Genomic DNA, 25,813 nt, shown 5'->3' with positions numbered 1-25,813 from the left:
CGCTGTTATAGTGGGTGATCAAGCAGATGTAAGATGGCTTATGCCATTTACATCTGGCAAGAACCAAGTAACAACTGAAGGCATCTTGAAAGGGCTTCGGCCATTTCAAGGTTCGAGCTATCTACGATTTAACTATGCCGGCACAGAGTGATCTGTGATCCACGCTTTTAGACGGTAGAGCTCACGGCGGACCATTGACCTGTCGGTAACCAATCCACGTATATCAGAGTGGCCAATGCCGGGAACTGATACCCCGAGGCTCTTTCCGGATGTCTTTAGTAACAATTAAATAAGTTTGTGGTGACTCCCTGTAAGTTTTCTCTTGACAGGAGGTCATTACATATCAGTTAAATATAGATCAAGTAATGAGAACGTACTTAAGGTGGATCCTGACACAGGTGAAGTGACGATTGTCGACGTAGGTAATGGTGGTGCAGTCATAACTGCAACTGTATTAGATGAGTATGTTAAGTATTATGAGAGTCCAATTGCTAATTACACAGTAATTATAGAAAGAGCTGAGCCTGAATACGAGATACCTACAGACGTCACCGGAATATTGGGACAATCTTTAAGTGATGTAAAACTTCCTGATGGATGGGGTTGGCGTGATAATGGCTACCTGAATTACATCGGTGAATTCACATATTTAGCAGGTTACGTACCAAAAGATACAGCCAGATATAAGGAAGTCAGAGTTAATTTAACAGTTACAGTAGTAGGCGCAGATACAACCGAACTTGAAAGACTAATTGATGATGGCCTCAATTTATATAACGGTATGCCGGATCTTGATTATTATTATTTAATACAAGACTCTACGGATTTACAGAAGAAAAGAGAGACACTTATTGGCACAATTACCCATTATAATAGTTGCCTTAATAATGCTTTAAAAATTGATCAAGTAAATGCTTATGTTAATACGCTAAGTAATTGTATTAATGAAACCAATCAATTAATAACAACACTACGTGACTCACTTACATTTGTAGTATATTTTTATGGACGTAATAGTCATGGGTATTTTACTAAAAAGGTTAACTATGGTAAACCTGTAGAGTCCATCGAAGAGATCTCAGAACCTGGCTACATCTTCAAGGGCTGGTTTACAGATGAAGCACTTACTATACCATTTGACTTTAGTACTCCTATAACTAAATCAATCGCAGTCTACTCAAAATGGGAAAAGGATGAATCAACGAATCCTGATCCAGGCACCGTAGTGGATCCCTCTAATCAAAAAAATAATCAGGGATCATATACATTGGACCTTACAAAAGGAAAAAATAATTTAAAGGGTATTCCATCCCAAGCTATAGCAATAACCCTTATTTATATCACAGCTCTTGAAGAAAAAGCTAAATGGGATGAAAGATTTGCGAAATTTAATAGTAAAATAGATCTTGATTGTGATGGTAATTATGATATCGAGATTACTGGATCGGATGTAAAAGATATTACTTATGTAGTTCTTCCAACCAACAGTATTGAATATGACATAACTTATACTTTTAGTAAAAATAGTCTTGAAACCATTGAGAATGATAATCCAGGTCCATATTATGAAAAACTCGTAATAGTATTTAAAGAAAGGCCTGCAATAACTGATAATCAGAATGCCGATCAGTCTCAGGCTCAGACCGTTAATGATAACGACAAGGTTAACACCGAATCAACTGATAGGGCAGAAGCTAAGGAGAACATCGACAAGAAGCAGAAGACTACAAAAGTTTCCAAGCTTGATGCAGGAAAGAAATCAATCACTGTTACCTGGAAGAAGCAGGCAGCTAAAGGTATCAAGGGTTACGAAATTCAGTACAGCACAGACAAGAATTTCAAGAATAATGTCAAGACTGTTACTATTAAGAAAACAAAGACCACCTCAACAAAAATCAAGAAACTTAAATCCAAGAAGAAATACTACGTAAGAATCCGTACTTATAAGAAGTCCGGAGCAGCTAAAGTATACTCAAATTGGAGTAAAACAAAGAGCGTAAAGGTTAAATAAGATTAGTATTTTTCAATAGTTAAGGAGCCTCTTTTCGGGGCTCCTTTCTTGGATAATTAAACTTTTTGAGGGGGTTGCCAAGCGTTTTGAGGGTCTGACTTAACAACTCATTGACTTTTCGGATTGACGTATGTAATCTTAAATTGCATATTATGCGCAGATTAGCTATGTTTTGCATATGATTATGAAAAAATGGAGATTAGAGATTATGGCTGAAATGGATTATTGGTTTAGCGATATGCATACAAATAATGTAAAGATAAGCATTCGTCTTGCGAAGCAGCTTTTCTCCGGTTCAAGCGAGTTTCAGAGAATAGATGTATTTGATTCACCTGAATTTGGCAAGTTTCTTACTTCCGACGGTAACATTATTTTTTCTGAAAAGGACGAATTCCCTTATGATGAGATGATAGTTCATGTGCCGATGGCGGTTCATCCCAAAGTTCAAAGAGTCCTTGTCCTTGGCGGAGGTGACGGCGGTGTTGCCAGAGAGCTCAGTCACTATGATGAGATCAAGGTTATAGATGTGGTTGAGCCGGACAGTATGTTTGTGGATGTTTGTAAGCAGTATTTTCCGGATAATGCCTGCGGCCTTGATGATGACAGGGTTCATATCTATTACCAGGATGGTCTTAAATATCTTAGAAAATGTGAGGATATGTATGATCTCATTATTAATGATGTAACGGAGCCACTTGGACACGAGGCAGGACTTTTTACCAAGGAATTCTACGGAAGCTGCTACAAGGCACTTCATGATGATGGAATTATGGTCTATCAGCACGGAAGTCCTTTCTATGATGAAGATGAAGAGAGCTGCAGAGCGATGCACAGGAAGGCTTACAGAGTATTCCCCATAAACAGGGTTTATCAGGCACATATTCCTACATGTCCTGCGGGATACTGGCTCTTTGGTTTTGCAAGTAAAAAGTATCATCCCCTTAAGGATTTTAATCCTGACAGATGGGAAGAGAGAAATATTAAGACCTGGTATTATACAACACATCTTCACAAGGGAGCGTTCATGCTGCCTAAGTATGTTGAGGACCTTCTTCAGGAAGAAGAGGATATGTCTAGATAACCCCTCATCCGCCCTACGGGCACCTTCTCCCCAGAGGGGAGAAGGCAATAATAGTCTTCCCCCTCTGGGGGAAGGTGGCGCGAAGCGCCGGATGAGGGAAAATTAGGAGGATTAAAAATGAGTAGATTATTAGTTATTGGTTGCGGCGGTGTAGCACAGGTTGCAATCCAGAAGTGTGCACAGAACAGCAAAGTTTTCACAGAGATGTGCATTGCATCAAGAACAGTTTCCAAGTGTGATGCTCTTAAGGAGAAGCTAGATAAGGCAGGAACACCTGTAAAGATTACTACAGATACTGTAAATGCTGATGATGTAGAGGATATCAAGAGAGTTATTAACAGCTACAAGCCTGATGCTGTGCTTAATGTGGCACTTCCTTATCAGGATCTTACAATCATGGATGCATGTCTTGATTGCAAGGTTGATTATATTGATACAGCAAATTATGAGCCCGAGGATACAGACGATCCTGAGTGGAGAGCTATCTATGAGAAGCGCTGCAAGGAAAAGGGCTTTACAGCTTATTTTGATTACAGCTGGCAGTGGGCTTATTTTGATAAGTTCAAGGATGCAGGTCTTACAGCTCTTCTTGGAACAGGTTTTGACCCCGGCGTAACATCTGTATTTACTGCTTATGCTAAAAAGCACTATTTTGATGAGATTCATTATATCGATATCATGGACTGTAACGGTGGTGACCACGGCTATGCATTTGCAACAAACTTTAACCCTGAGATCAATCTTCGTGAAGTAAGTGCCAACGGCAGCTACTGGGAAGATGGCCACTGGGTTGAGACTAAGCCCATGGAGATAAAGAGAGAGTACGATTTTGCTCAGGTTGGTAAAAAGGATATGTACCTTCTTCACCATGAGGAGATCGAAGCTCTTGGCAGAAACTTCCCTGAGGTTAAGAGAATCCGTTTCTTCATGACCTTTGGTCAGAGCTATCTTGACCACATGAGATGTCTTGAGGATGTTGGAATGCTTTCAACAAGTCCTGTAATGTTCGAGGGAAGAGAGATTGTTCCTATTCAGTTCCTTAAAGCACTGCTCCCGGATCCTGCAAGCCTTGGCCCCAGAACTATTGGAAAGACAAATATTGGTTGCATTTTCCGCGGCATAAAGGATGGAAAAGAAAGAACAATTTACATCTACAATGTATGTGATCACCAGGAGTGCTACAAAGAACTAGGAAGCCAGGCAATCAGCTACACAACAGGTGTTCCTGCTATGATCGGTACAGCTCTTGTTGTAACAGGACAGTGGAAAAAGCCGGGCGTATTCACAACAGATGAGTTTGATCCCGATCCTTATATGGAGATGCTTAATGAGTACGGACTTCCCTGGGTAGTAGAAGAGAATCCTACACTTATTGATTGATATTCCATTGATCAACATAAAATGATTTGCGGATAGTTGACTGATTCATTTTTTCTAATAAATTCAAGCATATTAAAAGGCGCAGAATTCAGGTTCTGCGCCTTTAGTAGCTTTATATTTGAATAACTATTACTCTTTAAATACCTTATTAAGAGCTCGCATAACATCACTTGAAAGGAAAGGCTTGATTACGAAGTCCTTAGCACCTTTTTTAAGGGCAAGCACGATCATTGGTTCCTGTTTCTGGTCAGAACACATAATGACCTTTGCTTTGGGGTCAAGCTCCATAACATGAGTAAGAGCGTCGATTCCATTCATTACAGGCATATTAATATCGAGAATCAGAAGATCAGGCTTTTTTTCTTTATACATATCAATTGCCTGCTGACCGGTTGTGGCTTCCCCAACGATCTCATATTTTTCCTTATCAAGAGCCGATTTGAGCATTTCTCTCATGAAGGTTGTGTCATCTGCTATAAGAATTCGTTTACGCATATTTACCCCCGTATGCTAGAATACGTTAGTAGGTTAAAATTTATATAATAATTATTGCAACAAATCGGTTGAAAGTACAATAAAAAATCGTTAGAAATTTATTAATAAAAAATAAATTTTACAAAGGAAAGTTTATGGAAGAACAGTTTTCTAGACTTGAAAATTTAGTTGGCAGCAATGCGCTGATTTCACTGAAAAACGCGAGAGTTGCAGTGTTTGGAGTAGGCGGTGTAGGAGGCTATGTATGCGAAGCACTGGCAAGATGCGGTGTTGGTGCTTTTGATCTCATAGATAGCGACACTGTGGCAGAGAGTAATCTGAACAGACAGATAATTGCCCTTCACAGCACTGTTGGGAAAAATAAAGTAGATGTGATGAAGGAGCGTATGCTGGATATCAATCCTGAGGTTAAGGTTGATGTCCATAAGTGCTTTTATCTTCCTGAAAATGCTGATGATTTTGATTTTTCAAAGTATGATTATATCGTTGACTGTGTTGACACGATAACTGCCAAGATTGAGATCATTAAAAGAGCAAAGGAACTTGGAGTTCCTATTATTAGCGCCATGGGCGCAGGAAATAAGCTTGATCCTTCGAGGTTCAAGGTGGCTGATATTTATAAGACCAGCATTTGTCCTCTTTGCAGGGTTATGAGAAGGGAGCTTAAGAAAAGGAATATCAAAAATCTTAAAGTGGTTTATTCTGACGAAGAGCCTATAGAAAGTAAGCTTTATGATGAAGAGCGCCATAAGGCTATTCCCGGAAGCAGCGCTTTTTGTCCATCTGCCTGCGGCCTTATAATTGCCAGTGAGGTATTTAAGGATCTGATAAACAAAGAGTAAGCGCTTGCATTAATATAAGCTAAGAATATTGATTTTTTATAAGTAATAAGGATTAACAGAAAATGAGATTTGATGAACTAAAAACACCTGTCTATGTAATTGATGAGCAAAAGCTTTCGAAGAACTGCAGCATATTAAAGAATATTCAGGATAAATCGGGAGCAAAGATACTACTTGCACAGAAGGCTTTTTCAGCCTACAGTACTTATCCGCTTATTGCAAAATACCTGACAGGTACCACGGCATCGGGACTTTTTGAAGCCAAGCTTGCATTCGAGGAGTTCCATGAAAAAGGAAAAACCGGGGACAAGGAGGTTCATGTTTTTGAACCTGCCTTTCATGATGATGAGATGGAAGAGGTGTGCGGTATTGCTGACCATCTTGTATTTAACTCAATAAATCAGTTAGAGCATCACAGAAAAATCTGGGAGCGCAGCTGGAAGGAAGGAAAGCTATCTGTCGGGCTTCGTGTTAATCCTGAGTTTTCCACTCAGGAAGGTCATGAAATCTATGATCCCTGTGCACCGGGATCCAGGCTTGGCATAAGACTTTGCGATATGCCGGATAAACTTCCGAAAGGCGTAGAGGGACTTCATTTTCATACCTTATGTGAACAGGGTTTTGAACCTTTAAGAGATACCTTTTACGAATTTGAGAGGAAATTTGGAAAGTACCTTCCGCAGAAGGCGAATTCAGGCGCTTCTGATAAAGGCGCAACCGGTACATCTGCCTTAAAATGGATAAATATGGGCGGAGGTCATCACATCACAAGGGATGACTATGACAGAGAAGGCCTGATAGAGCTTGTTAAATACATAAGAGAGACATACGATATCGAAGTCTATCTTGAGCCGGGAGAAGCTATAGCTCTTGATGCAGGATACCTTATTACCACTGTTATGGATATTGTAAAGACTGAGAAGTATCCCGTGCTTATTCTTGATACCTCTGCTGCCTGCCACATGCCTGATGTTCTGGAGATGCCCTACAGACCACCTCTTAGAGACGGCTACGAAGCCGGTGAAAAAAAGTATACCTACAGACTTTCTTCAAGAACCTGTCTTGCAGGTGATGTTATAGGGGACTATAGCTTCGATTCAGAACTCAATATTGGGGATCGTCTTGTTTTTGAAGATATGGCGATTTACAGCATGGTAAAAAACAATACCTTCAACGGAATGCCGCTTCCCGACATAGCTTTGATGCATAATGAAGAAAGCTGTGAAGTAGTAAAAACCTTTGGATATGAAGACTTTAAAATGAGGCTTTAATATGTTAGAATCTTATGCAGTATAAACGGAGGTAGAAATACTATGAAAAATGTAACAGTTTTAGATCATCCCCTGATCGAGCATAAACTTTCAATTCTCAGAGATAAGCACACAGGAACAAAGCTTTTCAGAGAGCTGGTTAGTGAAATTGGTGCATATCTTATCTATGAGGCAATGAGAGATGTTGCTTTGGAAAAGACAACTGTTGAAACACCTTTAAAGACTATAGAGATGGGCAGACTTAACGAGGACAATTATGCATTTGCTCCTATCATGAGAGCAGGTATGGGTATGCTTGACGGCGTACTTAAGGTAATTCCTAATGCGAAGATTGCTCACGTAGGTATGTACAGAGATGAGACAACATACGAGCCCGTTAATTATTTCTTCAAAGCTCCCGAGGATATCGGAGAAAGAGAAGTTATTATTCTTGATCCCATGCTTGCAACCGGCGGTTCTGCATGTGATGCAATCGAGCTTTTCAAGAATAAGGGCGTTAAGAAGATGCGCTTTATCTGCCTTATAGCAGCTCCCGAGGGACTTGAGAAGGTTACTTCAGAGCATCCTGATGTACCGATTACATGTGCACATATTGATGATTTCTTAAATGAGAATCGTTATATCGTTCCCGGCCTTGGTGATGCCGGTGACCGTATCTTCGGTACAAAGTAAGATTTACGATTTAAATATGAATGCGTCTGCAAGGCGCATTCATAATTTTTATCTGCAAAAAGAAGGAAAGCTGGAACCTTGTCACGGAAGTTCCAGCTTTTTTGAAGAAAAGTGTTTTGTGTGTTTTGTGTTTATGAGGGGTTAATAGTTACTTTTTATGAAGGGGTTATTCAAGAGGTTCATCTCTTGATGTTCTTATAATACAGGTAAAAAGTTAAGGAAAAGTGTTTTAATTGTGTTTAAACTGTGAAATCAGAAAAGGAATTTTTACACACTATGAGTTTGGAAAATGCAGTATTTCCCGCTGACCTGGGATACACGATGCCCGCAGAATACGATATACACGACGCTACGCTCATGATATGGCCGCAAAGGCCCGGAAGTTGGGGCAAAAACAAGGATAAAGCAAGAAAAGCATTCTGCGAAATCTTTTCACAAATTGTGAAATGTGAAAAATTATATGTCCTTGTAGGCGCAGATGAAATCGATGAAGCAAAAGAGCAGATTTTTGATGCCTGCGGCAATTTTAAAGACAATGTACATATTATTCCTATGGAAACAGATGATTCCTGGGCAAGAGATGTAGGCCCCACCTTCGTGAGAAACGCAAAGGGCGAGATTAGAGGAATTGACTGGTGCTTTAATGCCTGGGGCGGCGAATTTGACGGATTATATGCATCCTGGGATAAGGATGATGCCGTTGCAAAAAGCTTTTGCGATATTCTTGGAGTAGAAGCTTTTGATGCACATCCCTTTGTCCTTGAGGGAGGCTCCATTCACTGCGACGGTGAAGGAACGGTAATGGTCACAGAGAGCTGTCTTCTTAGTAAAGGAAGAAACCCTGAGCTGTCAAAAGAAGAGATTGAGCAAAAGTTAAAGGATTATCTCGGAGCCCAAAAGGTTTTGTGGCTTCCTTACGGAATCTATAACGATGAAACCAATGAACATGTTGATAATGTCTGTGCTTTTACTGCTCCCGGTGAAGTAGTGCTGGCCTGGACTGATAATAAGGATGATCCGCAATATGAGATGTCCTTAAAGGATCTTGAATATTTGGAAAGTGTCACTGATGCAAGGGGCAGACATCTTAGAATACATAAGCTTTATGTACCTGATACGCCTGTTATCTGTACTCAGGAGGATATAGATAATTACATATTTGAAGAGGGCGAGGATGAGCGAGAGCCGGGGGAGAGACTTGCTGCCAGCTATGCCAATTTCTATTTTACAAATACCTCTGTACTTGTTCCGCAGTTTGGTGGAGAGAATACAGAAAGTGACAGAAGAGCTGTAGAGACTCTTTCAAAAATATGTAAAAACAGGAAGATTATTCCCATTGATACAAGGGCGATTCTTCTTGGGGGAGGAAATATTCACTGCATAACTCAGCAGATACCTGCACCTGTCAGCAATATGAGGCGGAAGATAGTGAATTTTGATTAGTTTCATAAGTTTAAAGTAACGGCAATATAGCGTTTATTTTGAAAAAACGGGAGGATGAAAATGCTAAAGGATAATACATCAGTAACTGTTGCAGCTATTCAATTCGCTTGTGGTAAGGAAGCCTATAATGATCCTGAAATATCCGATCTTGAACTTGTACATAAGAATATTAGAAAAGCCGAAAAATTTGTGAGAAAAGCAGCATCTCAGGGTGCTCAGATCATACTTTTGTCTGAACTTTTTGAGAGACAGTATTTTTGCCAGGAGCGACGCTACGACTATTATGATTTTGCTACTCCTGTGGAGCAGAATCTTGCAGTTCAGCATTTTAGGGACGTATGCAGAGAGCTGTCAGTGGTAATGCCTATCAGCTTTTATGAACGTGAAGGTAACGTAATGTATAATTCCGTTGCCATGATTGACGCTGACGGAGATATTCTCGGTGTTTACAGGAAAACACATATACCTGATGACCATTTCTATCAGGAGAAATTCTATTTCACTCCGGGGGACAGCGGATTCATCGTATTTGAAACAGCTTATGGAAGAGTTGGCGTTGGAATATGTTGGGATCAGTGGTTCCCGGAGACCGCAAGATGTCTTGCGCTTCAGGGAGCAGATATCATTCTTTATCCCACAGCCATTGGCTCTGAGCCTATACTGAATGTTGACAGCTCAGGACACTGGCAGAGAACCATGCAGGGACATTCTGCAGCCAATATCATTCCTGTAGTTGCCGCTAACAGAGTTGGAATTGAGAACGTCACACCCTCAGAAGAGAACGGAGGACAGCTTTCATCTCTTAATTTCTATGGCCATAGCTTTATGACTGATGAGACCGGTGATATTTTGAGGCAGGCAGGAAGCTCGTCAGAAGAGATTATTATGGCTGTTTATGATTTCCATGAAATCAGAATGAACAGACTTTCATGGGGACTTTTCAGAGACAGAAGACCCGAGTGTTATGGCGAAATATCCCAGTAAATAAGCGGATGCTTTATCGCATTAAAGCGATGCTCTTTTCATTAATGTAATGCTGGTATATAATTCGATAGTTGTACTTTAATATTTCTTTTTATTTTGAGGTTTTATATGACACTTATTGACGGGGAGAAGAATGGCGTTTACCTTGTCAAAGGGATGAACGTCGAACAATCTGTCTTCCAGATGAGACTTAAGTCAATCGGAGTTACCGATGGTTCCCATGTAAAAGTAATTGGTAAAAAAGAACATGGCGGTCTTATAATTCAACTTGGTAAGAAACAGATTGCATTATGTAGAAACTTAGCTTCCGGCATTGTTGTGGAATTCGAGAAAAAAGAATTTTCGGAAGTTATGTAAATAATTATTGGAGAGATTATGGCACAGAAGATTAGAACAAGATATGCTCCCAGCCCTACAGGAAGGATGCATGTCGGTAATTTAAGAACAGCTCTCTATGCTTACCTTATTGCTAAGCATGATGGAGGAGATTTTATTTTAAGAATCGAGGACACAGACCAGGAGCGTTATGTTGAGGGTGCTACTGAGATCATTTATCGCACTCTTGAGTCCGCAGGTCTTGTTCATGATGAAGGTCCCGATAAGGATAAGGGCGTAGGTCCTTATGTACAGAGTGACAGACAGAAGGAAGGCATTTATCTTAAGTATGCAAAAGAGCTTGTTGAAAAGGGGGAAGCATATTACTGCTTCTGCACACCTGAGAGACTTGCTACACTCACACAGGTTATCGATGGAAAAGAAGTAAGTGTTTATGATAAGCACTGTCTTGGCCTTAGCAAGGAAGAGGTTGAAGCTAACCTTGCAGCAGGTATGCCTTATGTAATTCGTCAGAATAATCCCAGAGAAGGTTCTACAACATTCCATGACGAGCTTTACGGAGATATTACAGTAGATAATTCAGAACTTGACGATATGGTACTTATCAAGTCTGACGGATATCCTACATACAATTTTGCAAATGTAGTAGATGATCACCTTATGGGTATCACTCATGTTGTAAGAGGTAATGAGTATATTTCTTCATCACCCAAGTACAACAGACTCTACGATGCATTTGGATGGGAAGTACCAAAGTACATCCATTGTCCTCTTATCACAGATGAGGATCATCATAAGCTCAGTAAGAGAAGCGGACATTCTTCTTTTGAGGATCTTATCGAGCAGGGATTCCTTCCTGAGACAGTTGTTAACTTCGTTGCACTTCTTGGTTGGTCACCTGATGACAATACAGAAATCATGAGCCTTAAAGAGCTTGTTGAGAAGTTCGATTACATGCGTATTAACAAATCTCCCGCAGTATTCGATTACACCAAGCTTCGTTGGATGAACGGCGAGTATCTTAAGGCTATGGATGATGATAAGTTCTATGAGCTTGCACTTCCTTACATGCAGGAAGTTATTAAGAAGGATTACGATTTCCATAAGATCGCAGCTATGATAAAGACCAGAATTGAGATTTGGCCCGACATTGCTGAGATGATTGATTTCTTCCAGGAAGTTCCTTCTTATGAGACTGAGATCTACAAGCACAAGAAGATGAAGACCGATGAGGAGTCATCTCTTGCAGTTCTTAAGGACTTAAAGCCTATTCTTGAAGCTCAGAGCGATTACAGCAATGATGCGCTGTATGCTGCACTTCAGGATTACATCAAGGCAAAGGAATACAAGAACGGATATGTACTCTGGCCTATCAGAATAGCTCTTTCAGGAAAAGCTATGACACCCTGCGGAGCAACCGAGCTTATGGAAGTAATCGGTAAGGAAGAGACATTAGACAGACTTAACAAGGCTATTGAGAAGCTTGAATCAAAATAAAATGACAGGTAATCCCGCACAGCTCCGTGCCATAGAGCACGGAGAAGGTGCTGCCTGTGTCATAGCAGGACCGGGTAGCGGTAAGACCTTTGTTATAATCAGGCGAGTCATAAGGCTCATCGAAAAGGGAGTAAGTCCCGGAAATATATTGGTAATAACCTTTACCAAGGCTGCAGCCATAGAGATGCAGCAACGTTTCACTAAAGAAACAAATTCCATGTATCCAGAGGTTCTCTTTGGAACATTCCACTCATGTTTTTTTCAAATTTTACAGCAAAGCGGCGGCAGATGTGGCAGCTCTGTTACTATTATGCGCGAATCTGATAAGTACAATATTCTAAATCATGTACTTAAGGAATTGCAGGTACGAGAAAAGCAAAATAAAGTAAGCATCGATTATGACAAGGAGACTATAAGACTTATTTTGTCAGAGATTTCCAAGGTTAAAAACGATGGAGAAAGTCCCACGGCTGCTTCAAAGGACGTACCTTTGTACGAGTTTTTTCCTGAAATCTATAGAGAATATGGTCTGTTTATGAAGGAACAGTCTCTTATTGATTTTGATGATATGGTACTTATGTGCCATGAGCTTCTTTCTAAAAACAGAGATGTATTAAAGCTTTGGCAGGACAAATTTAAGTATATCCTTATTGATGAATACCAGGATATAAACAGAATGCAGTTTGAGGTGGTAAAGCTGCTTATTGGAAAAAATGAAAATCTTTTCGTTGTGGGTGATGATGATCAGTCAATTTACGGCTTTAGAGGATCAAGACCTGAGTTTATGCTTGAGTTTAAGAAGCATTTTCCAAGGGCAGATGAGATTATCCTTGATATAAATTACAGATGTGCATCGAGTATTCTTGATGGAAGCCTTAAGGTCATCGAAGAAAACAGTATCAGGTTTAAAAAGAACATTAAGGCAGGTAGCGGCATAAAGGGACAGATAGGCGGCCTTAGCTTTGAAGATAAGGATTCTGAGTATAAGTTTATTGCAGATAAGCTTAAGGATTTAAAGCTTAAGGAGACGGCAATTATTTTTAGAACCAATACCGAAGCAACAGGCATGGCCAAGTTTCTGATAAACAGAGAAATTCCCTGCTCCTACAAAGAGAAAATAACGCTATTTCATGAAAAGAACGGAGTCAGTGATGTGATCGCATACCTTAATTTTGCATGTGGAGGAGGTATGAGGAGTGATTTTCTAAAGATCATGAATAAGCCTGTAAGATATATCACAAGGGAAAGCCTTAGCGAAGATATTGTTGATCTTAATTCGCTTTCCTCATACTTCATCAAAAAAGGTAGAATGAGTACCGCGGATTCCGTTAAAAAGCTTCAACGTGATATAAAGATGATAAGGTCCCTCAGGCCATATTTTGCCATTCACTACATAAGGAATGTTCTTGGTTTTAACAAGTATCTAAAGGATAAGTACCTGTCAGATAAAGCAAGGCTGGATGAAATAATGAGCGATCTTGATGAGCTTATGGAAATATGCAGACATTTTGAAAACTTTAATGAATTTTCCGAGTATATAAATGAACAGGAGAAGATTAAAGAAATTTCAAAGCAGAAGGATTTTGTAAATAAAGAGGGGGTTAGAATCATGACGATGCATGCTTCAAAGGGACTTGAATTCAGAAATGTTTTTATCCCTGACATTAATGAGGGAATAATTCCATCAAGAAGGAGTGTATCCATGGCTGAAATAGAGGAAGAGCGAAGAATGTTTTATGTTGCTATGACAAGAGCCAAGGAAAATCTTTATCTTAGCTATGTGAAAGGTTCAAAAGATAACCCATCTATGAGATCAAGCTTTTTAAGGCCTTTGTATGAATATTTTAAGGATGACAAATAAGGATTTATAAGGCGGGAAAAGCAAGCATTACTGATATTAGGCCTCTGTATTCCTACGGCCTGTTTCTGCTTTTGACCGGAAGAAGGCATAGTTTTCTTCGTGTTTTTGTAATATAATAAACGTATATTTGTAATACTTTGGTGAGCGTCAAAATTATTTACCGTTTACTGTAACTTAATTATGGGGGAAAGAATGTTATGAAAAAGAATAATTTAAGAATATTTGCGATAACTCTTACTGCATCAGTTCTGGCGTTTACTGCTGCCTGTGGCGGAAGCTCATATGATAAAAACAGCTATGAGCCCTCTTATGCCACAGAATCAGCCGGAGCATCAGATGGCTTCTATGGTGATGAAGCAGTTGAATTATACGAGGAAGAAGCTCCGGGAAGCAGTTCTAACAATGCCACTGAGATAACAGAAGAAAATGCGGAGTCCAATAAATCAAACAGAAAGCTTATTACAAATATAAATATTGATGTTGAGACTCAGGAATTTGATTCACTTGTAAAATTCATCAAGGAAAAGACAGAGCAGCTTGGCGGCTATATCGAAAGCGAGAGCATAAATAATAACAGCTATAACTCAAGAAGTGAAAGATATGGTTCTCTTACCTTAAGGATTCCTGAGGCTAAGCTTGACAGTTTTATGACCTCCGTTGATGAAAAGAGTCACATCAAGAATCAGAACAGAAATGTTAAGGATGTAACTCTTACTTATGCTGACCTTGAAGGCCACAAAAAGGCCCTTCTTAAAGAGCAGGATCAGCTCCTTACTCTTATGGAGAAAGCAGAGTCAATTGAGGATATCATTACAATTCAGGATAAGCTCACAGATGTTCAGTATCAGCTTGAATCCATGGAATCACAGCTTAGAACCTTTGATAATCAGGTAAGCTATAGCACGGTTGTCATGAATATTGATGAGGTTATTGAGTACACACCTGATGCGCCCAAGACCTTCTGGGAGAAGGCTACAGAAGGCTTTGTTGACAACTTTGCGGCTGTAGTTGCATTCTTTGAATCACTTCTGCTTGCAATTATTACTCATATACCTACACTTATCGTTCTTATCGTTATTTTGATAATTGTTATAATTATAGTTAAGATTTGCGATAAGAAGGCTAAAAAGAGAAGAGCTGAGAAAATGGCAAAAAATGCAGCTATGCATCAGAATATGGCACAGCCTCAGATGCAGCCTATACAGCCTAACGTTTCACAACCTCAGGAAGCACCAAAGGAAACTCCTGAAGATAAGAAATGATAGTTAATAATTTAGCGTTTTTTTATAATTAGTTCATTGTAATTAAATATCACAATTGCTATGATTTGAACAGACATATAAAGGGGGAAACCTTATGATACATGAGGTCCTCGCAGAATATCGAAGCAAGGAAGACCGGTACTTCGAGCTCTGTGAAAAAGATATCGTAAAAACTAATATGTCAGTTCAAAGAAAGATGTCCATCGTAGTAGCGGCCATCTTTTTAGCCATGATTATAATTTCGAAGGTAATAATCAGAGGGTTTATTATACACTCTCTTTATTACCTTCTATTTGCTTTTATTATTGCATTTTTCATTACCAATCAGATACTTGTTAACAAAAAGCTGTCCTTTAAGGCATGCCGGAGAGAGAGTCTTGTCGCCTACGGAATACTGTATCTGGGATGTATTTTTATCGATTCAATGACAGCAGGTCCCGAGACGCCATCAGTTCTGTTTCCGTTCTTTTTGATTATTTTTGTAGCCATATATATCGATAGGCTTAAGATTTATATTCTTTTTGAATTTACACTCAGCGTCATTTTCTGTGTACTGGTTGTTATAAATAAAGTGTCATTTTTCTATTCAAGGGATGTATTCCAGATATTTACTTCACTTATAGTATCCGGAATCGTCGCTGTGCTTATACAAAAGCTAAGAATAAGCATGGCACTTAATAATGCTGAGCTTGAACAGTTAAGTGAAAAGGCGGCTGAAGCAGAAGCGGAAGCTATAGCTGCCAACAGCGCAAAGAGCCAGTTCTTATCTCAAATGTCACACGAGATCAGAACTCCCATTAATGCGATTTTGGGAATGAATGAGCTGATCATAAGAGAATATGATGATGATAATCTGCTTAAGTATTCCCATAACATAAAAAGTGCAGGAAATACGCTACTTTCCCTTATAAACGACGTTCTTGATTTCTCAAAGATAGAAGCAGGAAAGATGGAGCTTTACAACGTAGAGTATGATCTGGCCGGTACTATCGCTGAGCTGATCAGCATGGTTGATGAGAGAGCAAGAAATAAGGGGCTCGATTTCCAGATCACAGTTAACGAAGAGATGCCTCATCTCCTTTATGGGGATAACGTAAGACTTAAACAGATTATTCTGAATATCCTCACAAACGCCATTAAGTATACGGAAAAGGGTTCTATACACATGGATGTTGATTATATATCCAGTGGACATCTTGATATAAACGGCACAATCGGACTTAAGATATCAGTTTCCGATACGGGTATTGGTATCAGAGATGAGGATATGACAAGGCTGTTCAGTCCCTTCGAGAGATTAGAGGAAGTCAGAAACAGAAATGTCGAAGGTACCGGTCTTGGAATGAGTATCGTCCAAAAGCTTTTGGCACTTATGAATTCAGAGCTGATGGTTCGAAGTGAATATGGTAAAGGTTCAACATTTTCCTTCACTGTTCAGCAGGAAACAAGAAGCTGGGATCCTATAGGTGATTTCCATGAGACCTATGAAAAGCTGATAAAGAGCGAAGACAATTACAGACAGCTATTTGAAGCTCCTGAAGCGAAGATACTTATTGTTGATGATAATGAGATCAACCTTGTGGTTACAAAGAGTCTTATTCAGGATACAAAGATACAGATAGTAACAGCCACAAGCGGTAAAGAAGCACTTAAGATATGTGATGAGCAGGAATTTGATCTACTTCTTATTGACCACAGGATGCCCGGAATGGACGGTATGGAAATGCTGTGGAGACTTAGGAGTAACGAGAAGTCGCCTAACTGCAATAAGCCCTGCGTAGTTCTTACAGCAAATGCATTCTCAGGTGCAAGAGAAGTTTACAAGAATTCAGGCTTTGAAGATTACTTAAGTAAGCCGATAATAGGCGATGCTCTTGAAAAAGTACTTTTAGAGCTTTTGCCTTCGGATAAAGTAATTAAAACGGACGGTAAGGATTATAAGAAACATATTCCTACCAAATCTGTAAAATATGAACCGTCGATGGCACAGGTTAAACCTGAGACCATCGTTGATATCAGAGAGGACTATTCGGATGATCCTGATCTGTACGCAGCTATCGGGCTTCTGATGAAGAGAGCAAATATAATTGCCAAAGAGTCCTAAAGGAGCTTTTTGTGAGCGAGACAGTATTAGTTGTTGATGATTCAAAACTTGATCTGTTTTTCCTAAAGAAACACCTGGAATTCCTGGGTGTTGGTTGTGATGAAGCTGCAAGTGGAAGAGACTGTCTGCGCTATGTTAGAAACAATGAGTACTGCCTTATTCTGATGGATTATATGATGCCTGATCCCGATGGTATCGAAACCTTCAATCAGATTAAGATGGGAATTGATAACAAAAATAAGGCAACGCCCATAGTTGCCATGGTGGCAGCGGATACTCCGGCAGAAGGTCACACCTGTCTGGATGCGGGATTTGATAATTATATAGAAAAGCCCATTGATTTTAATCAGCTTCTGGCTATTCTTATAATTTATCTTCCTGACAGCATGAGAAAAAAGCTTAAACTTCCGCACAATACACCAAAGAAGAGTCCTGAGAAAAAGCCTATTCCGGTTGAACAGCCCATGGAACAGAAGGTCAGCATGGATACGAAAAGTGTTCCTGAAGGCGGCGATGTTATAGAAAGTCTGAAGGTTATAGATGATATAGACGAGCAGCAGGGACTTTCACTTTGCGGATCCTATGATGCTTATGTTACAGCTTTAAATATTTTCTACAGTTCAATTGATATGAAATCCGAAGAAATTGAGAATTTTTATCGGAATGAGGACTGGGAGAATTACACGATCAAGGTTCATGCACTTAAGAGCTCAGGAAATCTTATCGGTGCAGAAAAACTAAGATCCGATGCCAAGGACCTTGAGGATGCAGGAAATGCCGGAGATATTGATAAGATAAAGGCTGAGACGGAAGACCTTCTTAATTACTACAGAGGCTTTAAGCAGAAGCTTTCCTTCCTTAGTGGTGAGGAAGATGCTGATGATAAAGAGGAAATACCTCAGAGCTCACTGAATGATGCTTATCAGTCGCTACTGGAGTTTTGTGATAGCATGGATTTTGATCTGGCAGATATGGTTATCAAATCCATGAAAGAATATAAACTACCTGAAAAAGATGAAAAGAAGTTTGAGGAAATAGAAAAACTATTAACTAACCTGGACTGGGAGAACATTGCAAGGATTATCAAAGAATAAATGGAGAAGATGCGATGGCTAAAAACTTACAGATTATCGGTGCAAACGAATCCTTTATGGTAAAAGGCCTTCTCATGAAGCTTCGGGATGCCGGAATAAACGCATATTTCACACAGGAAAAGGTTGAAGATATAAAGCAAGTGCAGGAAGAAACTGAACTCTTTGTGTATTATCTTGATGAGATTGTACCTAAGACACTGATATATCTTAAGGATCTTTGTCTTGAATCCAACAGAACAATCATGGTTATAGGTAATCCTGTTGAGTATGATGAAGCTCTTAAATATCTTCCCGAGTCAAATATCGAGAGGTTTTTTTCCAGACCTCTTAAGATGGATGATTTCATTGAAGCATGCAAGATCTTTTTCACCAATGAGATGATGGAAGCAAGAAAGCGCTGCATACTGATCGTTGATGATGATGTTGCATACATGAGAACTATCAGATCCTGGCTAATGGATGATTACAGAGTTGCCATGGTTAACTCCGGAATTCAGGCCATTACCTGGCTTGCAAAAAACACGGCGGACCTGATTCTTCTTGATTACGAGATGCCCGTTACATCGGGACCAAAGGTTCTTGAGATGTTTAAGAGTGATGCCAGCATCAAGGACATTCCAGTTATGTTCCTTACTGCAAAGGGCGATAAAGCCAGCATCGTAAGAGTGCTTGCCCTTAAGCCTGCTGATTACATACTTAAAACTGTTGACAGGACTACGCTCCACAATAAGCTGGATCAGTTTTTCATAAATATGTAAAAAATATTGATCCTGCTATTAAGTTATATTTAGAATCTGTCGATAAACAATTTAGAATACTATATCTAATTGTGACAAGGAAGTCGCAGATTCTTAAGCAAAGGAGGGTTTCAATATGAGTACGGTAAATGGGCTGGGTTCATCTATTGCGAATCAGCTTAGTGCCTATCAGACAAACAGTCAGAGGTTCAAGAAAGCTGACGATGTAAATGCATCCCAAAAGAAAAATGATAAGTTAGAGATCCAGAAAAATAAAGCTGCGTCAGAAACTCACATTCAGGAAGGTGTTGAGCTCAGTGATGCTGCGAAAAAACTTTTGGATGAACTTAAAGAAAAGTATGGAAATATGGACTTTTTTGTGTCAAACTATTCCTCAGATGAGGAAGCCGAGGACATTATGTCCAGAGGCACAAAGGAGTTCAGTGTTCTGATCGAGCCCGAAGTACTTGAACAGATGGCTGCCGATGAAGAGACCAAGAATAAATATATGGGAATCATCGATGAATCAACCGGCAAGCTTGCTGATATGAAGCAGCAGATTGAAGAATCAGGCCAGAGTGTTGAGTCAATAGGCGTTAAGATTGATGCCGACGGTACTACCAAGTTCTTTGCTACCATTAAGGAGCAGAACGAGAAGTACAACAAGCAGGTAGCTGCTGATAAAGAGGCTGCCAAGGCTGAAGAAAAGAAGGCAAAGGCAAGAGAAGAACGGCAGGAACAGCTGGATAAGCTAAAAGAAGGCTATGGCAAGAAAGAGCCGGCCTACGAAAAGAAGACCTCTGTTTATGCAGACTCTGTAGAAGAACTCATCGACAAGATTAAAAATATTGATTGGAGTACAATCGAAGCAAAGCCTGTAAAGGACTATGGTCAGAAATTAGATCTGTCAGTATAAGGCACGGCTTCATTGTGAAGGAGGAAAAAACAACATGATCTTTTCTGAGATCGCAACTAAGATGAACACCAAGATTCAGAATGACGAGCAGATGACAGTGGATATCGAGCTTAATGATGGCACTGAGGTTAGCTGCGCAGTTCTGATAGTACTTACAGTACAGGAGAAAGACTACATAGTTCTTCTTCCTCTTGATGAGAATGGACAGAATAACGACGGTAATGTATGGTTCTATCAGTTTATCCAGAAGTCAGAGGATGATGAGCCGGAGCTTGGATACATCGAGGATGATGATGAGTACGAGGCTGTGGCTGATGCTTTTGATGAGTATCTTGATGATGTGGAGTTTGATGAGCTTATAGATGCAGATCCTGAGGACTGATCATATTCCGAATTCAAATTTTATATGAACTTATGAGGCGGCGTGATAATTCATAGCCGCCTTTTCCGTATTTGTGTGGTATAATATTATGTCGCAAAATATCGATTAAGGAAAAAAGATGAGAAAAAACTTAAAACTTAGTAGTTTGCAGCCTTATCCCATGGGGATATCAAGAGCAGGTAACAGCATAAGAGTATGTGCAGCATTTGAAGCTAAGAGCAAATGCGGCATAATTTTGTACTGCGAAAATGACAGAAAGGGCGAGAAAATCGAATTTTCTGAAGAGTACAGAAGCGGTAATATCTTTAGCTGTGAGATTTTGGGTGATACATCTGAATATAAATACTACATGCTTTTTTGCGGAAAAAAGATTTTCTGCGACCCTTACGCCCGTTATATAGAAGGCTATGATAAGTGGGCAAAGCCTGTAGATATTACGACACTTAGATGCAGGATTGACGATACTCCCTATGATTGGGGCAGCGATAAGTGTCCACGCAGGAAATACGAAGACTCTTTTATCTACACATTACATGTAAGAGGCTATACTAAGAGCCCTTCAAGTGGTGTTGAGCTTAAAAAGAGAGGTACCTACAGCGGCCTTTGTGAAAAGCTCCCTTATATAAAGTCACTTGGAGTTACAGCCATAGAGATTATGCCATCCTATGAGATGTGCGTTCTTGATAATGCAGGACCTGAGAGGACTAACGGAGTTAATATGCCGGAGGGGTCCATATCACGAGTTAATACCGCTAAAAAGGTAATGGTCAGCGAGGATGGTCAGATAAAGGATCATGCAACTCAGAGAAAGAAGATTAATTTCTGGGGCTATAAAAACGGCTTTTATTTTGCGCCAAGAACAGCTTATGCATATTCGGGATCAGATGCGGATGTTGAGTTCAAGGATATGGTCAAGCTTTTCCATAAGAATGGCATTGAAGTTATAATGCAGTTCTATTTTGATGAGAATGCCTCACAGGATTTAATGGCTTCTTCTATCAGACACTGGGTATTTAATTACCATATTGACGGAGTACACCTTAAGGGTAACGGAGCTGCGCCGCAGCTTATTGCTGAAGATCCGGCGCTTTCGGATATTAAAATATGGTATTACGGCTTTGATTACGGAAGGCTTTACAAGGGACGCACTCCTGATATGAGAACTCTTGCTGAATATCAGGATCAGTTCATGTACTCATCGAGGCGTTTTCTTAAGGGTGATGATAATTCCCTTAATGACTTCATAAGACTGATGCTGAGTAATTCTCAGAATGCAGGCATTGTGAATTATATATGCAATTATGACGGCTTCAGGCTTTGCGATCTTGTTTCATACGAGCACAAGAGAAATGAGCTTAACGGCGAGAATAACTCTGACGGTAATCCATACAACCTTAGCTGGAATTGCGGAATCGAGGGTAAGACAAGAAAGCAGTCTATTTTAGCTCTAAGGAATAAGCAGATTAAGAATGCGCTTACAATGCTGTTCTTTTCACAGGGAACACCTATGCTTTTTGGCGGCGATGAATTCCTTAATTCTCAGGATGGCAATAACAATCCTTATTGCCAGGATAATGCCACCGGATGGGTTGACTGGAAGGAAGCTTCAAGACCCCAGGGAGAAGCTCTTATTGAGTATGTGAGGTTTCTTAGTAATCTTAGATTTAAATACAAGATACTTCATGAGTCCAAGCCCTTTAAGCTGATGGATTATAAGGCCTGTGGTTATCCTGATCTTTCTTATCATGGGACAGAGGCCTGGAGACCCGATCTTTCAAATTACAGTCACTGTATCGGCATGCTTTATTGTGGTTTATACGAGCAGTCTGATAAGGAACAGGATTTCTTCTATGTGGCTTATAACATGCACTGGACTCCGGTTAGCTTTGCACTTCCAAAGCTCCCTGAAGGAATGCAGTGGAAGATACTGAACGATACCGAGAACACAGAAGACTACAAGCGTATGCAGACACTTAAGGACCAGGAGAAAATTGAGTGTACCGAGAGATCTGTAAAGATTCTGATAGGCGTTGGTAAGCCTGTGACAAAAACAACAAAAAAGAGAAGCAGTGTAAATAAATGACAGAGGATAAGATTACATTAAAAAAGATGCTTGGTCATTTTATTACAATTACCAAGCACAGGCATCTTGTTTGCAAGCATTGTTTTCAGATGGGGATATATTTTCAGGGGCTGACACATGACCTTTCAAAATATTCTTTCACTGAATTTTTCAGAGGAGCAAAGTTTTATCAGGGGACAAGATCCCCCAACGCCAGAGAGCGTGAAGTAAAGGGCTACTCTGATGCATGGCTTCATCACAAGGGCAGGAACAGACATCATTTTGAGTACTACATAGACTTTTTCAATAAGCCCGGAAGCGACAGCTCCATAGTTCCTGCACCGATGCCTGACAAATACATAGCTGAGATGATAGCTGACAGAGTTGCGGCATGTATGACCTACAGAGGTGACGAATACGAAGCCTGGGATTCATACAAGTATTACGAGAGAGAAAAGGAAAGGGTGAAGGATCTCATCCATCCCGATACTGCCAACAAGCTGGAATTCTTTCTTAACATGCTCGGAGAGCAGGGAGAAGCAGCTACTTTTAAATACATCAAGGAAATATTCCTCACAGGCAGGGACAGACTGCGCTGGGAGAAAGAACTGGAGGAAAGTATAAAAGCAAATGAGTAATTTCACAATTCAAAATAAACCTGAGGATGTTGTAGAGAGATTTCTTCGCTACACCAAATTTGATACACAGTCTGACGAACACACAAATACAAGTCCTTCTACCATGAAGCAGCACGAGCTTGCTAAGCTTCTTACAAAGGAACTTGAGGAGATGGGTGCATCAGACGTTTTTTATGATGCAGAGCACTGCTATGTTTATGCAACAATTCCTGCAAATAACGACAAAGAGACACCTGTTATAGGTTTTATCTCTCACATGGATACATCTGATGCCGTAAGCGGTAAGGATGTTAATGCAAGAATTGTGGAGAATTATGACGGAGCAGATATTAAACTTTCAGATGATGGAAAGTATGTGCTTTCACCTAAGACTTTTCCTGAGCTGTTAAATCACAAGGGGGAGGACCTCATTGTAACTGACGGAACAACACTTCTCGGAGCAGATGATAAGGCCGGCATTGCAGAGATCATGACCATGGCTCAGACTCTTTTGCAGAATTCCGAGATTAAGCATGGAGAGATAAAAATAGGCTTTACTCCTGATGAAGAGATCGGTGAGGGTACAAAGTTTTTTGATATAGACAGATTCGGCGCAGAGTTTGCTTATACAGTAGATGGCGGCAAGCTTGGCGACCTTGAATATGAGAATTTCAATGCGGCTGAGGTTGAGCTCATCATAAACGGTAAGAGTGTTCACCCCGGCGATGCGAAAAACAAGATGCTCAATGCAACACTTATTGCATACGAGTTCCAGTCAATGCTTCCTGTAAGCCAGAATCCCATGTACACAGAGGGAAGAGAGGGCTTTTATCATCTCACAATGATGAAGGGAACCTGCGAGAAAGCAGTGTGCTACTATATCATTCGTGACCATGATATGGAGAAGTTTACAGAGAAAAAAGAGACAGTTAAGAGAATCGTTGATTTCCTCAATGCAAAATATGGTGAGAACACAGTTGAGCTTACCATGGAAGATTCTTATTACAACATGATAGAGAAGATCAAGCCTCACATGCATCTTATCGAGAATGCAAGAAAGGCAATGCTTGATGAGGGCGTTACACCTCTTGAATTTGCTATCAGAGGCGGTACGGATGGAGCAATGCTTTCCTTTAAGGGACTTCCCTGTCCGAACCTTTGCACAGGCGGATACAACTATCATGGAAGATATGAGTACGCATCAGTGCAGGAGATTAACAAGACAGTAAGTATTCTGCTTAATCTTTGCACTATTTACGGCGATTTTACAGTTTGATTTTTAGATGGAGTTATTTGAATTTAATGAGTGAGAAAGTATTACACAGCGTTATTACAGAAAATGCAGGGGAAGAGACCAAAAAGCAGTTTTCCTATATGGAGAAGGCTGAAGGGTATGTAAAGGATCTTGAAAAAGAGCTTGGCAGAAAGCCTACAGCCTGTGTCGTTACTTTTGGCTGTCAGATGAATGCCAGAGATTCCGAGAAGCTTATCGGTATTCTTACTAAAATCGGATATGAGCAGACTGAGTCAGAGGATGCTGATTTTGTCATCTACAATACCTGTACTGTCAGAGATAATGCTGATCAGAGAGTATTTGGAAGACTTGGCTACGTATCAGGTATCAAAAAGAAAAAGCCCTGGATGAAGATTGCTCTTTGCGGCTGCATGATGCAGGAGCAGGGCGCGATTGAGAAGATTCAGAAGAGCTATCGCCATGTGGACCTTATATTCGGAACACATAATATCTTTAAGTTTGCAGAGCTTATCTGCACAATGTTTGAATCTGACAGAATGATTATTGATATCTGGAAGGATACAGATCAGATTGTTGAGGATCTTCCTATCGTTAGAAAGTATCCCTTCAAGTCAGGTATCAATATTATGTTTGGCTGCAATAATTTCTGCACCTACTGCATTGTGCCTTATGTAAGAGGCCGCGAAAGATCAAGGAATCCTAAGGATATAATCAGAGAAATTGAGTATCTTGCAGCTGATGGCGTAAAAGAGATCATGCTTCTTGGCCAGAACGTCAACTCCTATGGAAGAGGACTTCCCAAAGAGGATAAGATGAGCTTTGCAGAGCTTTTAAATGAAGTGTGCAAGGTTGATGGAATAGAACGTGTGAGATTTATGACTTCACACCCTAAGGATTTATCAGATGATCTTATTAAAGTGATCGCTGAAAATGAGAAGGTTGCAAGGCATATTCACCTTCCTTTGCAGTCAGGCTCTGATGAGATTCTTAACAAGATGAACAGACGCTACACCAAGGAAAGCTATCTTGCTCTTGTTGATAAGATTAAGGCACAGATTCCCGATGTATCTCTTACAACAGATATCATCGTAGGCTTCCCCGGCGAGACTGACAGCGATGTTGATGAGACCATCGATGTAGTAAGAAAAGCAGAATTTGACAATGCTTTTACTTTTATTTATTCCAAGAGAACAGGAACACCTGCTGCCTCTATGGAACAGGTTCCTGAGTCTGTTAGTAAGCCCAACTTCGACAGACTTCTTAAGGTTGTTCAGGAGACAGCCAAAAAGCGTGCATCAAGATTCACAGGCCAGACCCACAGAGTACTTGTTGAAGAAGTGAACGAGCAGGATCCTTCACTTGTTACAGGAAGAATGTCCAATAACACTCTGGTACATTTCCCTGCTGACAAATCACTTATTGGTGAATTTGTTGATGTTAAGCTTGATGAGTGCCACGGTTTTTACTATATGGGCACAATGATAAAATAATGCAGATATGGAGATAAACTA

22 protein-coding genes are annotated in these 25,813 nt (G+C 40.1%); 21 read left to right on the top strand and 1 reads right to left on the bottom strand.

Annotated elements, in window-relative coordinates:
• Positions 1–382: 382 nt before the first annotated feature.
• From G603_RS22905 to G603_RS0114515, 3 genes are all read left to right on the top strand, one after another.
• Positions 383–2,011 carry an InlB B-repeat-containing protein gene (locus G603_RS22905; protein ID WP_026670682.1) on the top strand — a complete coding sequence of 543 codons (1,629 nt, stop codon included), beginning with the start codon at positions 383–385 and terminating at the stop codon, positions 2,009–2,011.
• A 217-nt stretch (positions 2,012–2,228) separates the two neighbouring features.
• Complete coding sequence (gene speE / locus G603_RS0114520; protein ID WP_026494717.1) at positions 2,229–3,092, top strand: polyamine aminopropyltransferase; 864 nt, start codon at positions 2,229–2,231, stop codon at positions 3,090–3,092.
• A 117-nt stretch (positions 3,093–3,209) separates the two neighbouring features.
• Positions 3,210–4,472: a saccharopine dehydrogenase family protein gene (locus tag G603_RS0114515; protein WP_026670681.1), complete on the top strand. Its 1,263-nt coding sequence runs from the start codon at positions 3,210–3,212 to the stop codon at positions 4,470–4,472.
• Positions 4,473–4,601: 129 nt separating this feature from the next.
• Here the strand turns inward: G603_RS0114515 and G603_RS0114510 are convergent, their stop codons facing one another.
• Positions 4,602–4,967, bottom strand: coding sequence for a response regulator (locus tag G603_RS0114510; RefSeq protein ID WP_026523523.1), 366 nt, complete (start codon positions 4,965–4,967; stop codon positions 4,602–4,604).
• 134 nt (positions 4,968–5,101) lie between these two features.
• Between G603_RS0114510 and G603_RS0114505 the strand changes: the two genes are divergently transcribed.
• The 18 genes from G603_RS0114505 (at position 5,102) to miaB (ending at position 25,792) form a co-directional block, all read left to right on the top strand.
• Positions 5,102–5,809: a tRNA threonylcarbamoyladenosine dehydratase gene (locus tag G603_RS0114505; protein ID WP_026670680.1), complete on the top strand. Its 708-nt coding sequence runs from the start codon at positions 5,102–5,104 to the stop codon at positions 5,807–5,809.
• Positions 5,810–5,871: 62 nt separating this feature from the next.
• Entirely contained in the window at positions 5,872–7,080 is a 1,209-nt protein-coding gene (nspC, locus tag G603_RS0114500; RefSeq protein WP_026670679.1) for a carboxynorspermidine decarboxylase, read from the top strand.
• A 42-nt stretch (positions 7,081–7,122) separates the two neighbouring features.
• Positions 7,123–7,752, top strand: a complete 630-nt coding sequence (upp, locus tag G603_RS0114495) for a uracil phosphoribosyltransferase (RefSeq protein WP_026670678.1) — start codon at positions 7,123–7,125, stop codon at positions 7,750–7,752.
• A 276-nt stretch (positions 7,753–8,028) separates the two neighbouring features.
• Positions 8,029–9,195 carry an agmatine deiminase gene (gene aguA / locus G603_RS0114490; protein ID WP_051207932.1) on the top strand — a complete coding sequence of 389 codons (1,167 nt, stop codon included), beginning with the start codon at positions 8,029–8,031 and terminating at the stop codon, positions 9,193–9,195.
• Between the two features lie 54 nt (positions 9,196–9,249).
• The gene (gene aguB, locus G603_RS0114485; RefSeq protein WP_442852363.1) at positions 9,250–10,179 is read left to right on the top strand and encodes an N-carbamoylputrescine amidase; all 930 of its coding nucleotides are present in this window, start codon (positions 9,250–9,252) and stop codon (positions 10,177–10,179) included.
• A gap of 108 nt (positions 10,180–10,287) precedes the next feature.
• Positions 10,288–10,536, top strand: a complete 249-nt coding sequence (locus G603_RS0114480; RefSeq protein WP_026670676.1) for a FeoA family protein — start codon at positions 10,288–10,290, stop codon at positions 10,534–10,536.
• Between the two features lie 18 nt (positions 10,537–10,554).
• Positions 10,555–12,012 carry a glutamate--tRNA ligase gene (gene gltX, locus G603_RS0114475; protein WP_026670675.1) on the top strand — a complete coding sequence of 486 codons (1,458 nt, stop codon included), beginning with the start codon at positions 10,555–10,557 and terminating at the stop codon, positions 12,010–12,012.
• Positions 11,999–13,873: an ATP-dependent helicase gene (locus G603_RS0114470; protein WP_155832689.1), complete on the top strand. Its 1,875-nt coding sequence runs from the start codon at positions 11,999–12,001 to the stop codon at positions 13,871–13,873. Before gltX ends, G603_RS0114470 begins: the two co-directional genes overlap by 14 nt.
• A 197-nt stretch (positions 13,874–14,070) precedes the next feature.
• A complete protein-coding gene (locus G603_RS21670; protein WP_051207929.1) occupies positions 14,071–15,135 on the top strand; it encodes a DUF4349 domain-containing protein in 1,065 nt (354 codons plus the stop codon).
• 94 nt (positions 15,136–15,229) lie between these two features.
• Positions 15,230–17,239: an ATP-binding protein gene (locus G603_RS21665; protein ID WP_051207927.1), complete on the top strand. Its 2,010-nt coding sequence runs from the start codon at positions 15,230–15,232 to the stop codon at positions 17,237–17,239.
• Positions 17,240–17,250: 11 nt separating this feature from the next.
• Complete coding sequence (locus G603_RS0114455; RefSeq protein WP_026670673.1) at positions 17,251–18,333, top strand: response regulator; 1,083 nt, start codon at positions 17,251–17,253, stop codon at positions 18,331–18,333.
• A gap of 14 nt (positions 18,334–18,347) precedes the next feature.
• The gene (locus G603_RS20555) at positions 18,348–19,091 is read left to right on the top strand and encodes a response regulator (RefSeq protein ID WP_035793414.1); all 744 of its coding nucleotides are present in this window, start codon (positions 18,348–18,350) and stop codon (positions 19,089–19,091) included.
• Positions 19,092–19,206: 115 nt separating this feature from the next.
• The gene (locus tag G603_RS0114445; RefSeq protein ID WP_026670672.1) at positions 19,207–19,986 is read left to right on the top strand and encodes a DUF6033 family protein; all 780 of its coding nucleotides are present in this window, start codon (positions 19,207–19,209) and stop codon (positions 19,984–19,986) included.
• 34 nt (positions 19,987–20,020) lie between these two features.
• Positions 20,021–20,368, top strand: coding sequence for a DUF1292 domain-containing protein (locus tag G603_RS0114440; RefSeq protein ID WP_051207925.1), 348 nt, complete (start codon positions 20,021–20,023; stop codon positions 20,366–20,368).
• A gap of 118 nt (positions 20,369–20,486) precedes the next feature.
• On the top strand, positions 20,487–22,451 hold the full coding sequence (locus G603_RS20550; RefSeq protein ID WP_051207923.1) for a hypothetical protein: 1,965 nt from the start codon (positions 20,487–20,489) through the stop codon (positions 22,449–22,451).
• Positions 22,448–23,068 (top strand): DUF5662 family protein, encoded by a 621-nt coding sequence (locus G603_RS20545; RefSeq protein ID WP_242834889.1) that lies wholly within the window; start codon positions 22,448–22,450, stop codon positions 23,066–23,068. Before G603_RS20550 ends, G603_RS20545 begins: the two co-directional genes overlap by 4 nt.
• The gene (gene pepT, locus G603_RS0114425; RefSeq protein ID WP_051207921.1) at positions 23,061–24,323 is read left to right on the top strand and encodes a peptidase T; all 1,263 of its coding nucleotides are present in this window, start codon (positions 23,061–23,063) and stop codon (positions 24,321–24,323) included. Before G603_RS20545 ends, pepT begins: the two co-directional genes overlap by 8 nt.
• A gap of 26 nt (positions 24,324–24,349) precedes the next feature.
• Positions 24,350–25,792, top strand: coding sequence for a tRNA (N6-isopentenyl adenosine(37)-C2)-methylthiotransferase MiaB (gene miaB, locus G603_RS0114420; RefSeq protein ID WP_026670669.1), 1,443 nt, complete (start codon positions 24,350–24,352; stop codon positions 25,790–25,792).
• Positions 25,793–25,813: the final 21 nt, after the last annotated feature.

It is taken from the genome of Butyrivibrio sp. AE3006, assembly GCF_000424165.1.
Taxonomy (GTDB): Bacteria; Bacillota; Clostridia; order Lachnospirales; family Lachnospiraceae; genus Butyrivibrio.
This window is presented reverse-complemented; position numbering and strand designations above follow the sequence as displayed.